This is a genomic window from Kribbella jejuensis (assembly GCF_006715085.1).
Lineage (GTDB): Bacteria > Actinomycetota > Actinomycetes > Propionibacteriales > Kribbellaceae > Kribbella > Kribbella jejuensis.
Genome location: NZ_VFMM01000002.1, coordinates 1,156,661 through 1,172,324 on the forward strand (window position 1 = coordinate 1,156,661; position 15,664 = coordinate 1,172,324).

A 15,664-nucleotide genomic window follows, 5' to 3' on the forward strand; every position below is an offset into this window, starting at 1 on the left:
CACACTGTGGGGAACGAAGGGGAGTCGCCATGTCGGAGGCGTTGATCGCCGTACCGGATGCGGACCTGGATGAGCTGCGACGCAGGATCCGTGCCACTCGGTGGCCGCGGCCGTGGCCGGTTGCGGGGTGGGGAGCGGGGACCGACCCGGGGGCGTTGCGGCGGTTGGCGGAGTGGTGGGCCGATGGCTTCGACTGGCGTGCGCAGGAGCGCGCGATCAACGCGTTACCGTCGTACTGGGCCACAGTCGACGCCCTGCCCGTGCATTACCTGCGCTTCGACGGGGAGACGGCCGACTCGGTGCCGATCGTGCTCACGCACGGATGGCCGAGCACGTTCCTCGAGGAGGTGGAGCTCGCGAAGCGGCTGGCGCGGCCGAGCTCGTACGGCGAAGCGGGGGCAACGTCCTTCACTGTCGTCGTACCATCGCTGGCTGGCTTTCCGTTCACACCGGAGCAGCCGACACTGCCTGGTGTTCCGACCCATGAGCTCTGGCACGGGTTGATGACCGGGCTCGGCTTCGACCGGTATCTCGCGCACGGCGGTGATCTCGGCGCCGGGATCAGCGCGCGGCTGGCTCAGGCGCATCCGGAGGCGGTAGCGGGCATCCACGTGCTGGCGGTTGCCGATCCCATCGACCAGTCGCAGCCGACCGGTGAGGAGTCGGCGTACGTCGCCCAGGGCGAGCAGTGGTACGCCGAGGAGGGTGGATACGAGCACCTGCAACGCACCCGGCCGCTGACGCCGGCGTACGGGCTCAACGACTCGCCGGTGGGGCTGCTCGCGTGGTTGCTGGAGAAGTACCGCGCCTGGACCGACCACGGCGACGGGCTCTCGGGCCGCAGCGACGAACTGATTCTGACCCAGGCCAGCTTGTACTGGTTCACCGGAGCGATCGCGGCGAGCTTCCGACCGTACTGGGAGCACAACAACTATCCGCCCGGGCCCGTGCGGGTGTCGGTACCGACCGGGCTGGCGGTGTTCCCCGCCGACCTCGTCCAACCGCCGCGGGCATGGGCCGAACGCAACTACAACGTCGTCCACTACACGCAAATGCCACGCGGCGGCCACTTCGCCGCGACCGAGGAGCCTGACCTCCTGGCGGCCGACATCCGGGCTTTCGCGGCGCTCGTCTAAAGCAGCCGGGCGAGGGCGTCGGCGTCGGGGGAGGACGGCTCGGCGTGATAGGTGATGACAACCAAGCCGTCAGCGCCCGCGACGGACAGCGACTGCCGGCGCAGGGACAACGAGCCGACGACCGGGTGGTCGAAGCGCTTCAGCTCGTTGCGCGTCGGGCGTACGTCGTGCCGGCCCCAGAGGTCGCGGAAGTAGTCGTCGGTCATCAGGTCGTCGACGAGCTGCGCGGTCCGGGGTTCGGACAGGTCGGCCTCGGCCCGCAAGGCGGCAGCGGTCTGCGCGGCGACGTCCGGCCAGTCGGGGAACAGCTCGCGCGCTGCGGGGTCGAGGAAGATGCCGCGGACGAGGTTCTGACCCGGGGTGTAGAGCGGGGACAGCGCGAGCGCGAGCTTGTTCGCGACGACCACGTCGAAGTACTGGTCGCGGACGTAGGCAGGACTGCTCGGCCAGGAATCCACGAGCTGCTGGATCTCGGCGAGATCCACCGTCTGTACGCCGGGCACCGCGGGCGTGGATGCGAGGGCGAACAGGTGTGCGGTCTCGTCGGGGGAGAGTCGGAGCGCAGTGGCCAGCGCCTGCAGTACTTGCGGCGACGGGTTGTCGTCGGTGCCCTGTTCGAGCCTGGTCAGGTAGCGCTCGCTGACGCCCGCGAGCCGGGCGAGCTCGTCGCGGCGCAGCCCGGGTACGCGCCGCCGGCCGGACGAGGTCAGTCCTGCCTCGTCCGGGCTGACGCGTCCGCGCCGTCCCTTGATGAATGCGCCCAGGAGGGTCATCAGGTCCGAGCTTAACCACCCCCTTGGCAGGGGCCTGGTTGCCGGCCGCGCGGCGAGGCACGGTCGAAGTATGAAAACTTGGTTCATCACCGGTGCGTCCCGCGGCTTCGGCCGCGTCTGGGCGCAGGCCGCGCTGGAGCGCGGAGATCAGGTCGCGGCAACGGCCCGCAACCTTGACGATCTGAAGGATCTGCCGGGCGGCGATCGGCTGCTGCCGCTCGAGCTCGACGTGACCGATCGGGCAGCCGTCTTCGCCGCCGTCGGGCAGGCCGCGAATACCTTCGGCCGGCTGGATGTCGTGGTCAACAACGCCGGGTACGGCCTGTTCGGCATGATCGAAGAGACGACCGAGCAGCAGGCTCGCGCGCAGCTGGAGACCAACTTCTTCGGCGCACTCTGGGTGACCCAGGCCGTGCTGCCGGTACTCCGCGCGCAGCGCAGCGGTCACATCCTGCAGGTCTCCAGCATCGGCGGCATCGCCGCGTTTCCGACGCTCGGCCTGTACAACGCGTCCAAGTGGGCGCTCGAAGGGCTCAGCGAGGCGCTCGCCGCAGAGGTCGCCCCACTGGGCGTCAACGTCACGATCGTCGAGCCCGGACCGTACGGGACCGACTGGTCCGGCGCCTCCGCCGTACACACCGACCCGATCGACGCCTACAAGCCGATCCGCGAGGCACGTCGCTCCGGAGCCGCCGCCCGTACGCCGGCAGACCCGGCCGTCACGGCGGACGTCGTACTCGAGCTGGTCGACACCGACGAGCCTCCACTGCGCATGTTTCTGGGGTCGTACCCGTACCCCGTCGCGGAGAAGACGTACGCCGAACGCCTCGCCACCTGGAACGCCTGGCGCCCACTCGCCGAGCAGGCGTGAATTCGTCAGCCGGGGGTTGTCAGCACGGCGACCAGCCCGTAGTGGTCGCTGGCCGTCGTGTTTGGTCCGTCCAGGATGCGGCGGCAGTCTTCGATGCGCAGGGTCGGGCCGCCGTGTGCGCCGCAGCGCACCAGGATGTAGTCGATGCGGCGGAACGGCCAGTCCCAGTCCTCGCTGTGGGGGTTGTCGGGGACGAAGGTGTGGCCCGGGTCGGTGGGATGAGCACTGGCCCAGGCGTCGCGGTAGCAGACGCTGAAGTCGTCGACGACGTGTTTCCCGGTCCAGAACCGGATGCTGTCGGCATCGGGTTCGGCGTCGAAGTCGCCGGCGACCAGCAGATGCCCCGGTTTCTCGGTGGCAAGATCGTCGAGGATCCGCGCGGTCGCCGCGGCTTGGGTACGGCGCTCGGCTTCGTGGTCGAGCTGCCAGTCGGGGAAATGGTTGGCGAGCCAGATCCGGCCGATCGGTGGCGGAGCGAGGATCTCCGTGATCAGCGTGGTGCAAGGGAAATCGTCGCTGCGGGGCGTCAGGTGCAGGTCGACTTCTTCGATCTGTCCGATCGGCCAGCGGCTGGCGATGCTGACTCCCTGCCCGTTCGGGTGCCGCGCGCTCTGATGGACGACGTGGTACTCCGGCGGCAGGATCTCTCGTACCTGGTCGTCGTCGGCGGTGACGACGGTTTCCTGCAGCGTCATCAGGTCAGGGTTGAGATCGGAGAGTTCGCGCTGGAGGATCGCGCGGCGGGCCGGCCAGTCGCCGCTGGTGTTCCAGACGTTGAGGGTGGCGATCGTGACGGTGTTCACGGCACCGGCCTTCCGGTGGGCGTCACCGGCGACAGGACTGCGCCGACGCCGAAGTGGTCACTGGGCCAGGTGTGGCCCGACGGCTTGTCGAACAGTCGCCGGCAGTCTTCGACGTACAGGCTGGGACCGTGGTCGGAGCAGCGGACGAGGATGTAGTCGATGCGCCGGCCGAGCTCGAGTTCCCAGTCACCGACCTCTGCTGTCGTGGTGAGGTGGTTCTCGGGGGTGAATGTATGGCCGGGTGAAGGTGGTCTCGCGGCGGTCCAGCAGTCGCGGTAACAGACGCTGATTCCGTCGAGGGACTGCTTCCCGGTCCAGAAGCGGATGCTGGCCGCGTCCGGGGTGGCGTCCATGTCTCCCGCCACGACGACGGGGACCCGGGCGTCGCCGGCCAGATCTTCGATGAATCTGGCAACTGCCACGGTTTGCCGTTCCCTTTCGGCTTCGTGCGTGAGTTGCCAATCCGGCAGGTGATTCACGAAGACCATGCGGCCGGTGGGTGCGGCGATCTCGGTCACGAGCGCCGAACACGCGAAACCGGCGGGACGCGGACCGAGCTGGAGATCGATCTCGTGGACGCCGGTGATCGGCCAGCGTGAGGCGATCGATATCCCCTGCCCGTCGCGCTCCCGCTCGGCATGATGGACGATCTGGTACCCATCTCCCAGAACGTCCACGACCTGATCCACAGAGTCGCTCGTCACCACCTCCTGCAGGGCCACCAACTGCGGACCGAACTCAGCGAACCCCGCAGCAATCAACTCCCTCCGCCGCAACCAGTCCTCCCGCAACCCGAACACGTTCAACGTGGCAACCCTGAACCTCTCGGCACCGTCCATACCACCCGATACCCCGTCTGCCGTTGAGCCGAACAGGTCAGAATGCGTCGATGGTTATTCCCGGTTCCACGAAGCCACCGGTCGAGTTGAAGACCTGCACTGATTGTTCGCCCTCGAGGATGCCGGTGGCCGACAGCGCGTCCACCGTCTCGCGGTACTCCGTCGACTCGGCCAGCCGGTCGACACTCTCGGGTCCGTCCCACAGCGTGATCACGATGCGCTCGCCGGCATCGGCAGCGAACAGCACGCCGAGGCAACCTTCTCGCCGCCGGAACATCGGCAGCGATCGCGTCCGCGCGAACTGCTCGTAATCGCTCACGCGGTCTGCCCGCACCCCGGTCCGCCAGATTCGCACGATCATCGGGGCGACTCTCGGATCTCCATCTGCGCTACGAGGCCGTTGGCGAAGCGGTAGATGTGGAGGACCTGATGATCCGAGAGAACGTTGCCCGTCTTGTCTCGTACGACTTGGTGGACTGTGACAGCGGTGCGACCGTCGGCTTCGGTGGTGAACGCGGTGGGCACGACCGTCGGTTCGATCTCGGCCCATTGCCGCTGCCAGTAGTCGCTCAACTCGTCATGGCCGTGGACGACACCGCCTTCCCACCCGTTCGGCCACGCCACGTCCGGCGTCATGGCCGCCAGCAAATTGGACAGATCACGGTCGTTGAACGCTCTGTAGAGGTTGGCGAGCTGGTCCTGCACATCGGCAGGCTCCAAGGGGTTCATGACGCAAGTCTGCGGACTGACCCGGCATCAGGGAAGTTATGTCTGCGCTAGGCGAAACGCGGGACCTACTCTTGGAACGTGGACACAGAGGACCTGCGGATCGCCGTCTACGAACGATTCCGCCGTGGCGAGATTCCCCGGCGCTCTGATCTGGCGACCGACCTCGCGGTGACGCCGGAGGAGGTGACGGCCGGCTTGGCCGTTCTCGCCGCACAACGGCATCTCGCGCTCGGGCAGGACGGCGAGATCACCATGGCGCACCCGTTCGCAGCCACCCCATTGGGCTTCTCGGTGATGGGCCGAGACACCCTGTGGTGGGGTGGCTGCTCGTGGGACTCCTTCGCGCTTGCGCACCTACTGCCGGACCAAGGCCCGATGCTGGTGGCGACGACGTGTCCCGAGTGCGGCCAGGCTCACGCCTGGCGGATCGACAACCAGCAACCGCCGAGTGGTGAGCAGATCGCGCACTTCCTGGTTCCGGCCGCGCGCATGTGGGACGACGTCGTCTTCACCTGCGGCAACCAGCGGATCTTCTGCTCCGAGCTCTGCTTGAACACGTGGCTCGATCGGACCGGAAGCGGCCGCGGGTACGTCATGGACCTGCCCACACTGTGGCGGCTCGCCTCGGGCTGGTACGCCGGTCGGCTGGAGCGCGGCTACGTACGTCGTGAGCCCAGCGCCGCCGTGGACTACCTGCACGGCGTCGGCCTGTCCGGCTCGTTCTGGGGTCTACCCGACTGAGACCGCGGTCACAGTGGGTTCAGCGGACTGCGGGACCAAAACGGCGGCTCACGGTGTTGTGCATGGTGACGGCGCAGCCAGCGACGTCAGAGAAGGAGAAATCGTGTCTCACGACTACCGGAAGACCCCGGAGGCGCTCAGCCGCCTCACCCGCCACCAGTTCCGCGTCACTCAGGAGGGCGGCACCGAGCCCGCGTTCCGCAACGAGTACTGGGACAACCACGAGGCCGGGATCTACGTGGATGTTGTCTCCGGACAGCCCCTGTTCTCGTCCACCGACAAGTACGACAGCGGCACGGGGTGGCCGAGCTTCACCAAGCCGATCGCGGCGGACGCCGTCCGGACCGAGACCGACAGGTCGTACGGGATGATCCGCGTCGAGGCGCTGTCCACCGGCGCCGGCAGCCACCTCGGTCACGTGTTCGACGACGGTCCGGTGAACGCCGGAGGCCAGCGGTACTGCATGAATTCCGCCGCGCTGCGCTTCATCCCGGTCGCCGACCTGGAGGCAGAGGGCTACGGCGAGTACCGGTCATTGTTCGAGGCCACGACTACGGAGGAGCACGCATCGTGACGAGTGGAATTCATGACACCGGGGAGATCACCCGCAAGCCGGGCACCGAGACCGCCGTCCTGGCCGGCGGGTGCTTCTGGGGGATGGAGGATCTGATCCGCCGCCAGCCCGGCGTGCTCGACACGCGCGTCGGCTACACCGGCGGGCAGAACGACCACGCGACGTACCGCAACCACCCCGGGCACGCGGAGGCGGTGGAGATCGTCTTCGACCCGGCGCGGACGACGTACCGGGACATCCTGGCGTTCTTCTTCCAGATCCACGACCCGTCGACACTGAACCGCCAGGGCAACGACATCGGTACGAGTTACCGCTCGGCGATCTTCCCGCTCACCCCCGAGCAGGAGGAGATCGCCCGCGAGACGATCGCGGATGTCGACGCGTCCGGGCTGTGGCCGGGCAAGGCGGTGACCACGATCGAGCCGGCGGGTCCGTTCTGGGAGGCTGAGCCGGAGCACCAGGACTATCTGCTCAACTACCCGGCGGGCTACACCTGCCACTTCCCCCGCCCGAACTGGGTCCTCCCGCGCCGCACTCAGACTGCCTGAGCACAGAGGGCGTGCCCGTCACCGAGGTGATGGGCACGCCCTCATTACAGCGAAGCGGATTCTGCCTGCACGAGCGGGTCGGGTATCCGGTTGCCGAGTCGCAGGAAGCCGGCTCCGGTCAGTGCTGCCGCCAAGGCGCCGCCCCACCAGACCGCGTCCGGTGACGCTGCGAGCAGCGGGCCGCCGACCGCGGGGCCGAGGGCTACGCCTGCCATGAACGTGAGGCCGTAGAGCGACAAGTACCGGCCGAGCAGCTGCGGTGGCGCGAGGTCGGCGACGATCGGGCCGAGTACGACGAACTGCGCGCACTCACCGATCGCAATCACGATCGCGACCCCGGCCAACACCGCCGTACCGATGAGCGATGAGCGCGTCAGCGTGGCGGGCAGGACAGCGAGCAGCCCGATCGCGAACAGCCCGCTGGTCGCGGCAAGAGCGTGGGTACGGCGCATGCGCTCGAGGACTCGTGTGGCTGGAATCTGCGCCACGACGATGACGATGGTGTTGATGAAGATGACGATGCCGATCTCGCTCGGCCCGACCGGCGTATGCGTCTTCGCGAACGGCGGCAGGATGTTGGAGAAGAGCGCGCCGCCGGTCATGATCAGCACGACGTTGGCGGCGAGCAGGATCAGGAAGAGCCGATCGTGGGCAACTGCGCGGAAGCCTGTTCCGCTGTCGATCGCAGGCGCGGCATTCGTACTGGGGAGATTGGGGATCCCCACGAGTACAACGAGCGCGAAGACACCGAAGGTGGCGCCGTCGAAAAGGTAGAGCGCCTGGAACGCGCGGAGATGATTGGCGTAAGCAATGATGAAGCCGGCAACGGTCGCGCCGCTGCCGAGACCGAAGTTGCCGGCGACTCGGCGGAGCGCGATCGAGGCGGCGCGCTGCTCCACCGAAACGAGGGTCAGGCTCAGCACCTGGTTCGCCGTACTCGCGACTCCGAACCCGGCGCCGCCGACGGCCGCGCAGACGAAGGCCTGCCAGGGACGGTCGACGAACGCGAAGCCCGCATAGCCCAGTGCGCTCGCGAGATTTCCGATGATCAGGATCGGCTTGGCACGGAAACGATCGAGAAGCGCACCCGAAGGGGGAGTCACGACCGCCGCCGTGGCCATCACCGCCGCCAGCACCAGCCCCGCGGTCGCCGTCGAGAAGCCGCGGGCCTGGTGCATGTAGATGATCTCGAAGGGGAGGATCAGTCCAGTGCCGAAGTAGTTGACCGCGGTACCGGCCTGAAGAACGATGACTGGCCCCGACAGACCCGTCCGCCAGCCGCTGAACACCCGAGCGAGCGCCACGCGCCCCGCCGATGCGGACGGTTCCATCGTCAACCTCCAGGGTCGTCTCCAGTTGCCGCGCCACGATCCGGTGAGCGGTCGCTAGTGGATACACCGCGGCATCGGGAAACTGGGCGCCCGCGAGCCGCCCAGTTCGCGCCGGCGGCGGTGTATATACCGGGTGAAGGCACGACAAGCCGTGAACGGAAGGAGTGCAGGATGGTGCCGGCCGATCTGCTCTCCCGGGCGCGGGCGGGGGATGGCGAGGCGTTCCGGGAGCTGGCCGAGTCCCACCGGCGGGAGCTGCAGGTGCACTGCTACCGGATGCTCGGATCTCTCGCGGACGCCGAGGACGCCGTCCAGGAGACGATGCTGGCCGCCTGGCAGGGCATCGGCGGGTTCACCGAGGAACGCGCGTCGCTGCGCACCTGGCTGTACAAGATCGCCACCAACCGGTGCCTCAACGCGCGCCGCGCGGCAAGCCGGCGCCCGGCCAGGGAGTGGGACATGTCGCAGTTCCAACCGCCCGTACCGACCCCGCGCGACGAGGCCGCCTGGCTGCAGCCGTTTCCTGACGCGTTCCTCGAGGGCGCCGTCGACCAGCCTGGCCCGGAGGCCCGCTACGAGCAGAGCGAAGCCATCTCGCTGGCGTTCGTGGCTGCCCTGCAGCTGCTTCCGCCCCGCCAGGTTGCCGTCGTCATCTTGCGCGATGTCCTCGGATTCCACGCCGCCGAAGTGGCGGGCATGCTGGACGTGACCGTCTCGTCGGTCAACAGCGCCCTCAAGCGAGCCCGTGCGAGCCTGCAGCGCCGGCAGCAAGCCGCCGGCCACCAGCCGCCGCCCACCGCAGGTTCGCCTGCCGAGGAGGCGATCGTGGCGTTGTTCGCCCGCGCGTGGGAGTCGGCCGATCTCGACGCACTGGTAGCCCTGCTGACCGATGACGTCTTCTTCGCCATGCCTCCGGAGCCGTTCGGATACGAGGGCCGCGAGGCCGTGGCCGGCTACTGGGCCCGCCAATTCGCCGCGGGCCGGCGGTTCGATCTCGTACCGACCCGAGCCAATGGTCAGCCCGCTTTCGGGGCGTACCTGCGCGCCCCGGCCGGAACCCGCCACGCCGCCGGCTTCTACGTACTCACCCTGGTCGGCGACCAGATCCGCGCCATGACCCGCTTCGAGGCCACCGTGCTGCCGTGGTTCGGCCTACCGCAATCGCTACCGCCCCGGTGACCGATCCCTTCTCACTGCTTGATCTCCTTCATCGTCCGAATCGCCGCCGCAAGCGCCTGTGGATGGGTGAGCGGCACCATATGACCTGCACCGGGGACCGATGTGACCGAAGCCGGGCCGCCTGCCGCGTCGGCGAGTCGGCGGCACCAGTCGTACCGCGCAATCCGATCGCGTGCGCCGCGGACGATGGCGACCGGCACGCTCGTGTGCGCGAGGGCGAGGTCGGTGCGGAAGCGACGTACCGCGTTCATGCCTCGGGCCATCGAACCGAGCCCCGTCCGGGTGTACTGGGGCAACAGGATCGGTGCCTCCCACGAACGCTCGTGCACGGCGGTCCGGACCCACTGGCTGATCATCCGCGGCCAGGTGGCGGCCCGCGGATCCGTCACCGGCCCGACGAGAACCAGACCGACAACCGACGCACACCGAACCGCGGCCTCGACGACCACCGGACAGCCGGCCGAGTGGCCGACGAGAAGGACTTCCCGGCCAACTGCCCGAATCCTGTTGGTGAGGCGCTCGGCCAGTGCCTCGACCGCGAGTTCCGTGCCCCGAGGAGCACGCTGTCCGAGCGCGGGCAAGACAACCACCGACTCCCGGTGCTCACCGCCCGCAGCGCCGTCGCGAAGACACCTGTGTACGCCGTTCCACTCGCGACAGTCCAGCCCGAGCCCCGGCACGAACACCACATCCGCACCCTCGCCCGCGACGCCCCCGCTCGAACAACACCCACAGTTTGCTCCGCACCCCACCCGCAAAACCGCCCAGTCTGACGGAAGGACAGCCCGGTGCCCCACCGGCGCTGATCGAAACCTCGAGTCAGGCCGGCCTCGGCCTCGTCGACGGGGACGACGTCGAGACGACTCTTGCCCGGTTCGTACGGCGCCTGGCCTCCACCGTTCCGGCTGCTGCCGGTCAGGCCGGACGCCTTCGCGGACACCACTCATGACCTGGCGCTGTTGTTCGCGCTGCACGCGGGCGTCGCCTTCGACAACGTCCGGCTGTTCCACGTCAGCCGCTCGCTGATCGCTCAGCTCACCGCGGCCCTGCAAGGTCGCACTGTCATCGGCCAAGCGCAGGGAATCGTCATGCATCGGTACGGTCTGAGCGGCGAGGTCGCGTTCGAGGTGGATCGACCCGCTGCCCTCGGCAACGAGAACGTGTTCGATGCCGAGATCGTTGTGGGAGAAAACGAGCGGCCGTGCTGGGCAGGCAGTGGTGATCGGAGAAAGCCTTCGATGCCGCGAAGCTGACCGGACCCGAGCGATGGGGCACATCGGCCCTGGGGTGACTCGTGACCTGGTTGATACCGGTTCGGGTGCTTCAACTTCCGTGCGTCCGGGTGTACTTGTCGGGTGAGCAAGGGGACGGAACGCGAAGGGGGAGCGGTGGCGATCGAATACTCCGAGGTCGTGCGGCCGGATGACACCGAGAAGGCGCAGTCGACGATCACTGTCGGATTCTTTCCGGACGACCGCCGGCCGTGGGCGGTCGATCTCGGTGGCCGTTGCCCGCGGTGCGGCCATGACCAGCCCGAGAGCCGGCATTGGTTGGTTGCGGTGGCAGGCGCCAGCAAGTTCAGCCAGACCCAGCGGGAGCAGGCCGAGGCCGAGTTCGCCGAGCTCGACATCGATCTGTCCAGCGGTGACGAGTCTTTCGACCTAAGGTGCGGATGCAGCGAGAAGCACGCGCACCGGCCGCACGGGAAATCAGGGTGCGGTGCTGCCTACCGTGTCCGGGTGGTGTGGGCGCCGTGACGCCGGGCGGACTGCAGCCGCCGGGCGGTCTGCCGGACCCCGACGATCTGGCGATCGACCAGCAGTGGGCCACGTTGTTCTCGGACCAGCTTGCGTCCGTGCGCAAGAGTGCGGAGAACTGGCGGACCGGGTTGGCCGCACTGCTCGGTCTGGTGTCGATCTTCTCGGTCGTCGGGGCGCCCAAGGCAACGAAGGACCTCGATCCACTCGCCGCGCAGCTGACCGGGCTGGGACTGTTGTGCGCAGCGCTGTTCGCGGTCCTGGGCGCGGTCGCGGCACTGCGGGCGGCGTACGGCGTGCCGCAGCAGATGACGCGGGCCGCGTTCCGCCAATTAGGGGGCAGGGCCGGCCTCGACCTGCAGCAGGCGGACAAGGCCCGTCGTGACCTGCGGCGCGCCAAGGTGCTGACCTACCTGACCTTGGCGTTCCTCGGTGCCAGCTTCGCGCTCGCCTGGTACGGTCCGTCGAAGGCGACGAACCAGGTCCGGGTGACCAAGACGTCGAAAGTGGTCGTTTGCGGGACGCTGGCCCGATCCGACGACGGAGAGATCCAGATCGACTCGACCACGGCCGGTACGACGGTGCTCAAGCTGTCCGACGTGGCGAAGCTGGAAACCGTGGAGTCGTGCGATGCCGGCTGACGACTTCCTGATGGAGGAGCACCTCGACGCCGCGGTCGGCAACATCCTGCAGGCCGTGATCTCGCGGCCTGAGTTGTACGAACGCCTGCGTCCGCCGCAGACCCGGATCGTGAAATCGAAGGGCACGGACTACAAGGCCTTCACCGTCCGGACCGGCGGCAAGGCGGTGATCCGGATGGGTGGCGCGACGTACCGGGTCCTGAACGCGCTCACCTCGACTGCAGCCACCTATTTCGTCGCGGACGAGCGCGGCAAACGGCCATCGGCGTACTGGCCGGCCGCCCGGAATCGGCTGGCGTCGGCCATCGACTGCTACGCCTCGCCGCTGCGCTCGGCGTCGGTTCGCCCGATCGAGATCTCGCCGCGGCAGGCCACGGCAGCGACGTCGTTCGCGCAGTATGCGTACCGGTTCGTCATCTGCCACGAGTTGGCTCACGTCGCGCTCGACCACACCTTCGGTGCGGGCGCGGATCCGGACAATGTCGACTCGCTGCGAGCCTCGCAGGACGAGGAACTGAGCGCCGACGCGTTCGCTCTGCGGCTCCAGCTCGGCTCGCTACCGCACCCGGACCTGATCGTGACGGCGCTGTCGGCGCCGGTCTACTTCATCTTCCTGCTCCGGGCGTTCGACGACTTCCGCCTGGCGCTCATGGGCGAGTTGGTCGATCACGAACAATGGTCGATCGAGTACTCACACCCGCCGTACCTGCATCGCATCTTCAACCTGATGCGTGAAGCCACCGCTTTGGTCGGCGATGACGCCGGTGAGGGGCTCGGTGCGGTCCAGGGCGCGCTGGAGGAGTTGGTCCAGAAGGTCTGGTCGGCTGCCCTCGAGTCCCGGGACAAGGTCGCTGCCAAGGCCACCGAACTCCTCGCCGACCCGAAGCTCACCGATGCCGCCGAGCTCACCGAACTCCTGACGAAGAGTCCGATCGGCGTCCTCCAGGCCCTGGACGCCAACCCGCAGTGGCACCTGCCCGCCTGGCCGTTCCACGCCACCGTCCCCACCGAGCTGACAACCTTCCTGGAACTCTCTCCGGCCGGCCGCGCCCGCTCCATCGCCTGACGTGGGCGCAATCTCGACGATGCCGGCCTGATCCAGCGCACCCGCGACGCCGTCGGCACCCGGACGGTCCGTCTCCAGCTCACCGATCGCGGCCGTGAGGTCGTCCAGCCCGCCATCGTGGAAGTCGCCGTTCTGCTGGATCGGTTGCCGGCGCCGCTCGGCGGACGCCGCGGTGAGCGTACGGCGGACCTCGTCGGCGAACTCACCGTCCTGCTCGAAACTCCGCTCGGCAACAACTGAGGGACTCTGACATGCCCGAGATTGCCATCCTGGACTCCCCCATTCACCACGAAGAGATGTTCAGCGGTACGCCGATCGTCTTCCGGCACGGCAACCCCGCCTCGTCGCACATCTGGCGCAAGGTGCTGCCAGAGGGCGGACCTGGCAGGCTGCTCGCACCGGACCTGATCGGCATGGGCCGATCCGGCAAGCCCGACATCGCATACACGTTCGCCGGCCACGTCCGCTACCTCGACGCCTGATCGAGGCGATGCATGAGGCCGGAATCGACACCACCGGAAGCTGGAGGCCTCATCGCTCATGAAGGTCCGCCGTCAGGGGACCAGCGATGCTCTGGTGCTTCGTGCCGCGTGGCACGACCGGACGTCGGCTTCTACGCACGACGTCCCCCAATCCGGGACCACGCCTCGTCCCGGTGAACCGCTACCGTGCAGCCAGCGTTGGGTTGAGCCGTACGAGCCGCGCGGGGGTTGTCTCGTCGAGGTCGGCTACGTCTTCGCGAGACCGCACGAAGTCGGAGAAGGATCGGTAGCCGAGTGCCCTCTCACTGAATGAGGGATCCATGCGCTTCATCTGACTCTTCACCGCGGAGCTGTGCAGCCACTCGGCGTCATCCTTCTCGTGTCCCAGGCGCAGCGCTCGTTCGAGGAGGCGCGTCGCCACCTTCTGGGGGTCTTCGGAGTCGGGATCGGTCTCGTCGGCTATCGCGGCGCCCGCGGCGCTGGTACGGCGCGAGCCGGGCTGCGACGAGGTGTCGGGTTCCTCTTCGGATTCGGCCTTGGGGTTTGTGCGTTGTTCGGTCGCCGCTCGGGAGATGTCAATGGGGGCGACGCCGGGTAGCGCGTCGTAGATCACGAGTTCGTCGCAGGCCGCGGCGAGTGATCTGCTGGTCGATCCTGCTACTCCGACGCCCACGACGTAGCGGCCAAGACGTCGGCAGCGCTGCGCCAGCGCGATGTAGTCGGAGTCTCCGGCGACGATCACCACATGGGTCAGGTCCGGAAGCCGGAACATGTCTTCGACCGCGTCCACGGCCAGTCTGATGTCGGCGCCGTTCTTGGCGTAGGCCGCAGCGGGAAACAGTTGCACCAGGTCGACTGCGCGGCTGACCAGTTGACCGCGGTAGTCGGCGTTGACCGGGTCCGACCAGTCTGCGTAGGCGCGCGTAAGGACGAGAGTGCCGAACGACGAGGCGAAGTCGATGACTGCGCCGATGTCGACCGTGGCGCGCCGGAGCTTGTCCGCGATATCGGGTTCGGCCGATCTCTGCGCCCGGTCCGACGCCCGCACCTTGTCACGCTGGAACTGGCTACGGCCATGAACCTGGTCGTAGCGCGAGATCACGATGTTGTCGAAGTCGATGTAGACGGCGACGCGGGTGATGCCGGGGTCGGCCATGGTTTCCCTTCTCATCGAGATGGTCTCCCGGCGCCATTCTGCCCAAGAACGCGAAGTAGGCCCAATGGCGCTGCCCGACGACCCTACGCGGCGCCGGGCCATCAAGGACCGTCAGCTGTGGCGGCCGACAGCTGCAACAGAAGCGAGCCCCGCCGCGTCATGCGCGGCGGGGCTGCTGTTCAATCGATCTAGTGGGCGATCGGCGCCGGCTCGCGGTGTCCGGTGTCGATGGCGAGGTCGCCGACGTAGTTGTTGCGGAGGGTGAAACGATCGCGGCTGTTGGCCTTCACCCAGTCAGCGGCCTTGACCGCGGCGTCGTCAGCCTGTGCCCGGGTCTCCCAAGTGCTGATGGACACGAAGGCCTTCTCGTCGACCTGGGCAATCCCGTAGGAGACGAAGCCCTTGCTTGCCTTGAACAAGGGAACCATGCCGGACTTGGCCTGGCCTACTACCTCGTCGTACGTGCCGGGCTTGATGTCGTACAGAGCAACGCGCGTGCTGCGCATAATGTGCCTTCCTTTGGTGGAGCGGCCTGCGTGACTCGAAGCCGGTTCCACAACTTTCAAGCTACACCAGTATCTCAATACTAGCAATATAATTCCTAGATCTGGGGGTCCGGTATACTCTGGGTCATGGCCTGGGGCTTCCTGACGAACCATGCGCAGGCTCTGCTGTGCATCGCCGATGACCCGGGCATCCGGCTGCGGGAGATCGCGACGACGCTCGGTATCACCGAGCGCGCCGCGTTCGGCATCGTCACCGATCTGGTGGAGGCCGGATACGTGGTCAAGGACAAGAACGGCCGCCGCAACCGCTACAACGTTCAGTCCGACAAGCCCCTGCCAGAGGCTCTGCTCCGGCAGCGAACAGTCGGCGAATTGGTGCACCTGCTCGCTCACACCGATCTTGAAACACACGACCAGGCCTGAGCTGACGGCCGGGACGGCATCCACGGTGCGCCCAACTGCCGGGGGCAGACGGTGTGGAATTCGGCGAAAGGCGCGACTGTTCGCAACAGCGGCGCGATCACTACCTGAT

The 15,664-nt window shown here is 67.7% G+C and carries 22 protein-coding genes; 13 read left to right on the top strand and 9 right to left on the bottom strand.

What is annotated here, in order from left to right:
* Positions 1-29 precede the first annotated feature (29 nt).
* The gene (locus tag FB475_RS25525) at positions 30-1,136 is read left to right on the top strand and encodes an epoxide hydrolase family protein (protein WP_141859087.1); all 1,107 of its coding nucleotides are present in this window, start codon (positions 30-32) and stop codon (positions 1,134-1,136) included.
* On the opposite strand, the gene FB475_RS25530 is transcribed toward FB475_RS25525, so the two are convergent.
* Complete coding sequence (locus FB475_RS25530; RefSeq protein ID WP_141859088.1) at positions 1,133-1,909, bottom strand: helix-turn-helix domain-containing protein; 777 nt, start codon at positions 1,907-1,909, stop codon at positions 1,133-1,135. The two genes, FB475_RS25525 and FB475_RS25530, sit on opposite strands and share 4 nt — an antisense overlap.
* A 70-nt stretch (positions 1,910-1,979) precedes the next feature.
* Between FB475_RS25530 and FB475_RS25535 the strand changes: the two genes are divergently transcribed.
* Positions 1,980-2,780 (top strand): SDR family oxidoreductase, encoded by an 801-nt coding sequence (locus tag FB475_RS25535; protein ID WP_141859089.1) that lies wholly within the window; start codon positions 1,980-1,982, stop codon positions 2,778-2,780.
* Positions 2,781-2,785: 5 nt separating this feature from the next.
* Here FB475_RS25535 and FB475_RS25540 read toward each other — a convergent pair whose 3' ends face one another.
* The 4 genes from FB475_RS25540 to FB475_RS25555 all read right to left on the bottom strand — a co-directional run bounded on the left by FB475_RS25540 (position 2,786) and on the right by FB475_RS25555 (position 5,151).
* Positions 2,786-3,583: an endonuclease/exonuclease/phosphatase family protein gene (locus FB475_RS25540; protein WP_141859090.1), complete on the bottom strand. Its 798-nt coding sequence runs from the start codon at positions 3,581-3,583 to the stop codon at positions 2,786-2,788.
* A complete protein-coding gene (locus tag FB475_RS25545; protein ID WP_238332468.1) occupies positions 3,580-4,383 on the bottom strand; it encodes an endonuclease/exonuclease/phosphatase family protein in 804 nt (267 codons plus the stop codon). Before FB475_RS25545 ends, FB475_RS25540 begins: the two co-directional genes overlap by 4 nt.
* Before the next feature lie 76 nt (positions 4,384-4,459).
* Positions 4,460-4,783, bottom strand: coding sequence for an antibiotic biosynthesis monooxygenase family protein (locus tag FB475_RS25550; RefSeq protein ID WP_141859092.1), 324 nt, complete (start codon positions 4,781-4,783; stop codon positions 4,460-4,462).
* Entirely contained in the window at positions 4,780-5,151 is a 372-nt protein-coding gene (locus FB475_RS25555) for a nuclear transport factor 2 family protein (protein ID WP_141859093.1), read from the bottom strand. Before FB475_RS25555 ends, FB475_RS25550 begins: the two co-directional genes overlap by 4 nt.
* A 78-nt stretch (positions 5,152-5,229) precedes the next feature.
* On the opposite strand from FB475_RS25555, the gene merB reads away from it, so the two are divergent.
* The 3 genes from merB to msrA all read left to right on the top strand — a co-directional run bounded on the left by merB (position 5,230) and on the right by msrA (position 7,014).
* Positions 5,230-5,892, top strand: a complete 663-nt coding sequence (merB, locus tag FB475_RS25560; protein ID WP_141859094.1) for an organomercurial lyase — start codon at positions 5,230-5,232, stop codon at positions 5,890-5,892.
* Between the two features lie 103 nt (positions 5,893-5,995).
* The gene (gene msrB / locus FB475_RS25565) at positions 5,996-6,466 is read left to right on the top strand and encodes a peptide-methionine (R)-S-oxide reductase MsrB (RefSeq protein ID WP_141859095.1); all 471 of its coding nucleotides are present in this window, start codon (positions 5,996-5,998) and stop codon (positions 6,464-6,466) included.
* Positions 6,463-7,014 (top strand): peptide-methionine (S)-S-oxide reductase MsrA, encoded by a 552-nt coding sequence (msrA, locus tag FB475_RS25570; protein WP_141859096.1) that lies wholly within the window; start codon positions 6,463-6,465, stop codon positions 7,012-7,014. The genes msrB and msrA overlap by 4 nt, the downstream gene beginning before the upstream one ends.
* A 44-nt stretch (positions 7,015-7,058) precedes the next feature.
* Here the strand turns inward: msrA and FB475_RS25575 are convergent, their stop codons facing one another.
* Positions 7,059-8,345 carry an MFS transporter gene (locus FB475_RS25575; RefSeq protein ID WP_141859097.1) on the bottom strand — a complete coding sequence of 429 codons (1,287 nt, stop codon included), beginning with the start codon at positions 8,343-8,345 and terminating at the stop codon, positions 7,059-7,061.
* Positions 8,346-8,516: 171 nt separating this feature from the next.
* Between FB475_RS25575 and FB475_RS25580 the strand changes: the two genes are divergently transcribed.
* Positions 8,517-9,524, top strand: a complete 1,008-nt coding sequence (locus FB475_RS25580) for an RNA polymerase subunit sigma-70 (RefSeq protein WP_141859098.1) — start codon at positions 8,517-8,519, stop codon at positions 9,522-9,524.
* Between the two features lie 11 nt (positions 9,525-9,535).
* Here the strand turns inward: FB475_RS25580 and FB475_RS25585 are convergent, their stop codons facing one another.
* On the bottom strand, positions 9,536-10,213 hold the full coding sequence (locus FB475_RS25585) for an alpha/beta fold hydrolase (RefSeq protein WP_185759431.1): 678 nt from the start codon (positions 10,211-10,213) through the stop codon (positions 9,536-9,538).
* A gap of 177 nt (positions 10,214-10,390) precedes the next feature.
* On the opposite strand from FB475_RS25585, the gene FB475_RS25590 reads away from it, so the two are divergent.
* The 6 genes from FB475_RS25590 (at position 10,391) to FB475_RS25615 (ending at position 13,470) form a co-directional block, all read left to right on the top strand.
* Positions 10,391-10,777 (top strand): ANTAR domain-containing protein, encoded by a 387-nt coding sequence (locus tag FB475_RS25590; RefSeq protein ID WP_141859100.1) that lies wholly within the window; start codon positions 10,391-10,393, stop codon positions 10,775-10,777.
* A 102-nt stretch (positions 10,778-10,879) separates the two neighbouring features.
* Complete coding sequence (locus tag FB475_RS25595; RefSeq protein ID WP_141859101.1) at positions 10,880-11,281, top strand: hypothetical protein; 402 nt, start codon at positions 10,880-10,882, stop codon at positions 11,279-11,281.
* Entirely contained in the window at positions 11,269-11,922 is a 654-nt protein-coding gene (locus FB475_RS25600; RefSeq protein WP_238332405.1) for a hypothetical protein, read from the top strand. The genes FB475_RS25595 and FB475_RS25600 overlap by 13 nt, the downstream gene beginning before the upstream one ends.
* Positions 11,912-12,988 (top strand): M48 family metalloprotease, encoded by a 1,077-nt coding sequence (locus tag FB475_RS25605; RefSeq protein ID WP_141859103.1) that lies wholly within the window; start codon positions 11,912-11,914, stop codon positions 12,986-12,988. The genes FB475_RS25600 and FB475_RS25605 overlap by 11 nt, the downstream gene beginning before the upstream one ends.
* A gap of 117 nt (positions 12,989-13,105) precedes the next feature.
* Positions 13,106-13,228, top strand: a complete 123-nt coding sequence (locus tag FB475_RS38195) for a hypothetical protein (RefSeq protein ID WP_272952097.1) — start codon at positions 13,106-13,108, stop codon at positions 13,226-13,228.
* Positions 13,229-13,239: 11 nt separating this feature from the next.
* Positions 13,240-13,470: an alpha/beta fold hydrolase gene (locus FB475_RS25615; RefSeq protein ID WP_202878499.1), complete on the top strand. Its 231-nt coding sequence runs from the start codon at positions 13,240-13,242 to the stop codon at positions 13,468-13,470.
* Positions 13,471-13,651: 181 nt separating this feature from the next.
* On the opposite strand, the gene FB475_RS25620 is transcribed toward FB475_RS25615, so the two are convergent.
* Positions 13,652-14,626: an NYN domain-containing protein gene (locus tag FB475_RS25620; RefSeq protein WP_141859104.1), complete on the bottom strand. Its 975-nt coding sequence runs from the start codon at positions 14,624-14,626 to the stop codon at positions 13,652-13,654.
* A gap of 188 nt (positions 14,627-14,814) precedes the next feature.
* On the bottom strand, positions 14,815-15,132 hold the full coding sequence (locus FB475_RS25625; RefSeq protein ID WP_141859105.1) for an antibiotic biosynthesis monooxygenase: 318 nt from the start codon (positions 15,130-15,132) through the stop codon (positions 14,815-14,817).
* Positions 15,133-15,258: 126 nt separating this feature from the next.
* Between FB475_RS25625 and FB475_RS25630 the strand changes: the two genes are divergently transcribed.
* A complete protein-coding gene (locus tag FB475_RS25630) occupies positions 15,259-15,555 on the top strand; it encodes a helix-turn-helix transcriptional regulator (RefSeq protein ID WP_141859106.1) in 297 nt (98 codons plus the stop codon).
* Positions 15,556-15,664 lie beyond the last annotated feature (109 nt).

Coding starts and splice junctions, on each gene's coding strand:
- FB475_RS25625 (WP_141859105.1), bottom strand. CDS start 15,132: ATGCGCAGCACGCGCGTTGCTCTGTACGACATCAAGCCCGGCACGTAC.
- FB475_RS25580 (WP_141859098.1), top strand. CDS start 8,517: ATGGTGCCGGCCGATCTGCTCTCCCGGGCGCGGGCGGGGGATGGCGAG.
- FB475_RS25575 (WP_141859097.1), bottom strand. CDS start 8,345: ATGGAACCGTCCGCATCGGCGGGGCGCGTGGCGCTCGCTCGGGTGTTC.
- FB475_RS25535 (WP_141859089.1), top strand. CDS start 1,980: ATGAAAACTTGGTTCATCACCGGTGCGTCCCGCGGCTTCGGCCGCGTC.
- FB475_RS25615 (WP_202878499.1), top strand. CDS start 13,240: ATGCCCGAGATTGCCATCCTGGACTCCCCCATTCACCACGAAGAGATG.
- FB475_RS25525 (WP_141859087.1), top strand. CDS start 30: ATGTCGGAGGCGTTGATCGCCGTACCGGATGCGGACCTGGATGAGCTG.
- FB475_RS25530 (WP_141859088.1), bottom strand. CDS start 1,909: ATGACCCTCCTGGGCGCATTCATCAAGGGACGGCGCGGACGCGTCAGC.
- FB475_RS25550 (WP_141859092.1), bottom strand. CDS start 4,783: ATGATCGTGCGAATCTGGCGGACCGGGGTGCGGGCAGACCGCGTGAGC.
- FB475_RS25620 (WP_141859104.1), bottom strand. CDS start 14,626: ATGGCCGACCCCGGCATCACCCGCGTCGCCGTCTACATCGACTTCGAC.
- FB475_RS25555 (WP_141859093.1), bottom strand. CDS start 5,151: ATGAACCCCTTGGAGCCTGCCGATGTGCAGGACCAGCTCGCCAACCTC.
- FB475_RS25605 (WP_141859103.1), top strand. CDS start 11,912: ATGCCGGCTGACGACTTCCTGATGGAGGAGCACCTCGACGCCGCGGTC.
- FB475_RS25630 (WP_141859106.1), top strand. CDS start 15,259: ATGGCCTGGGGCTTCCTGACGAACCATGCGCAGGCTCTGCTGTGCATC.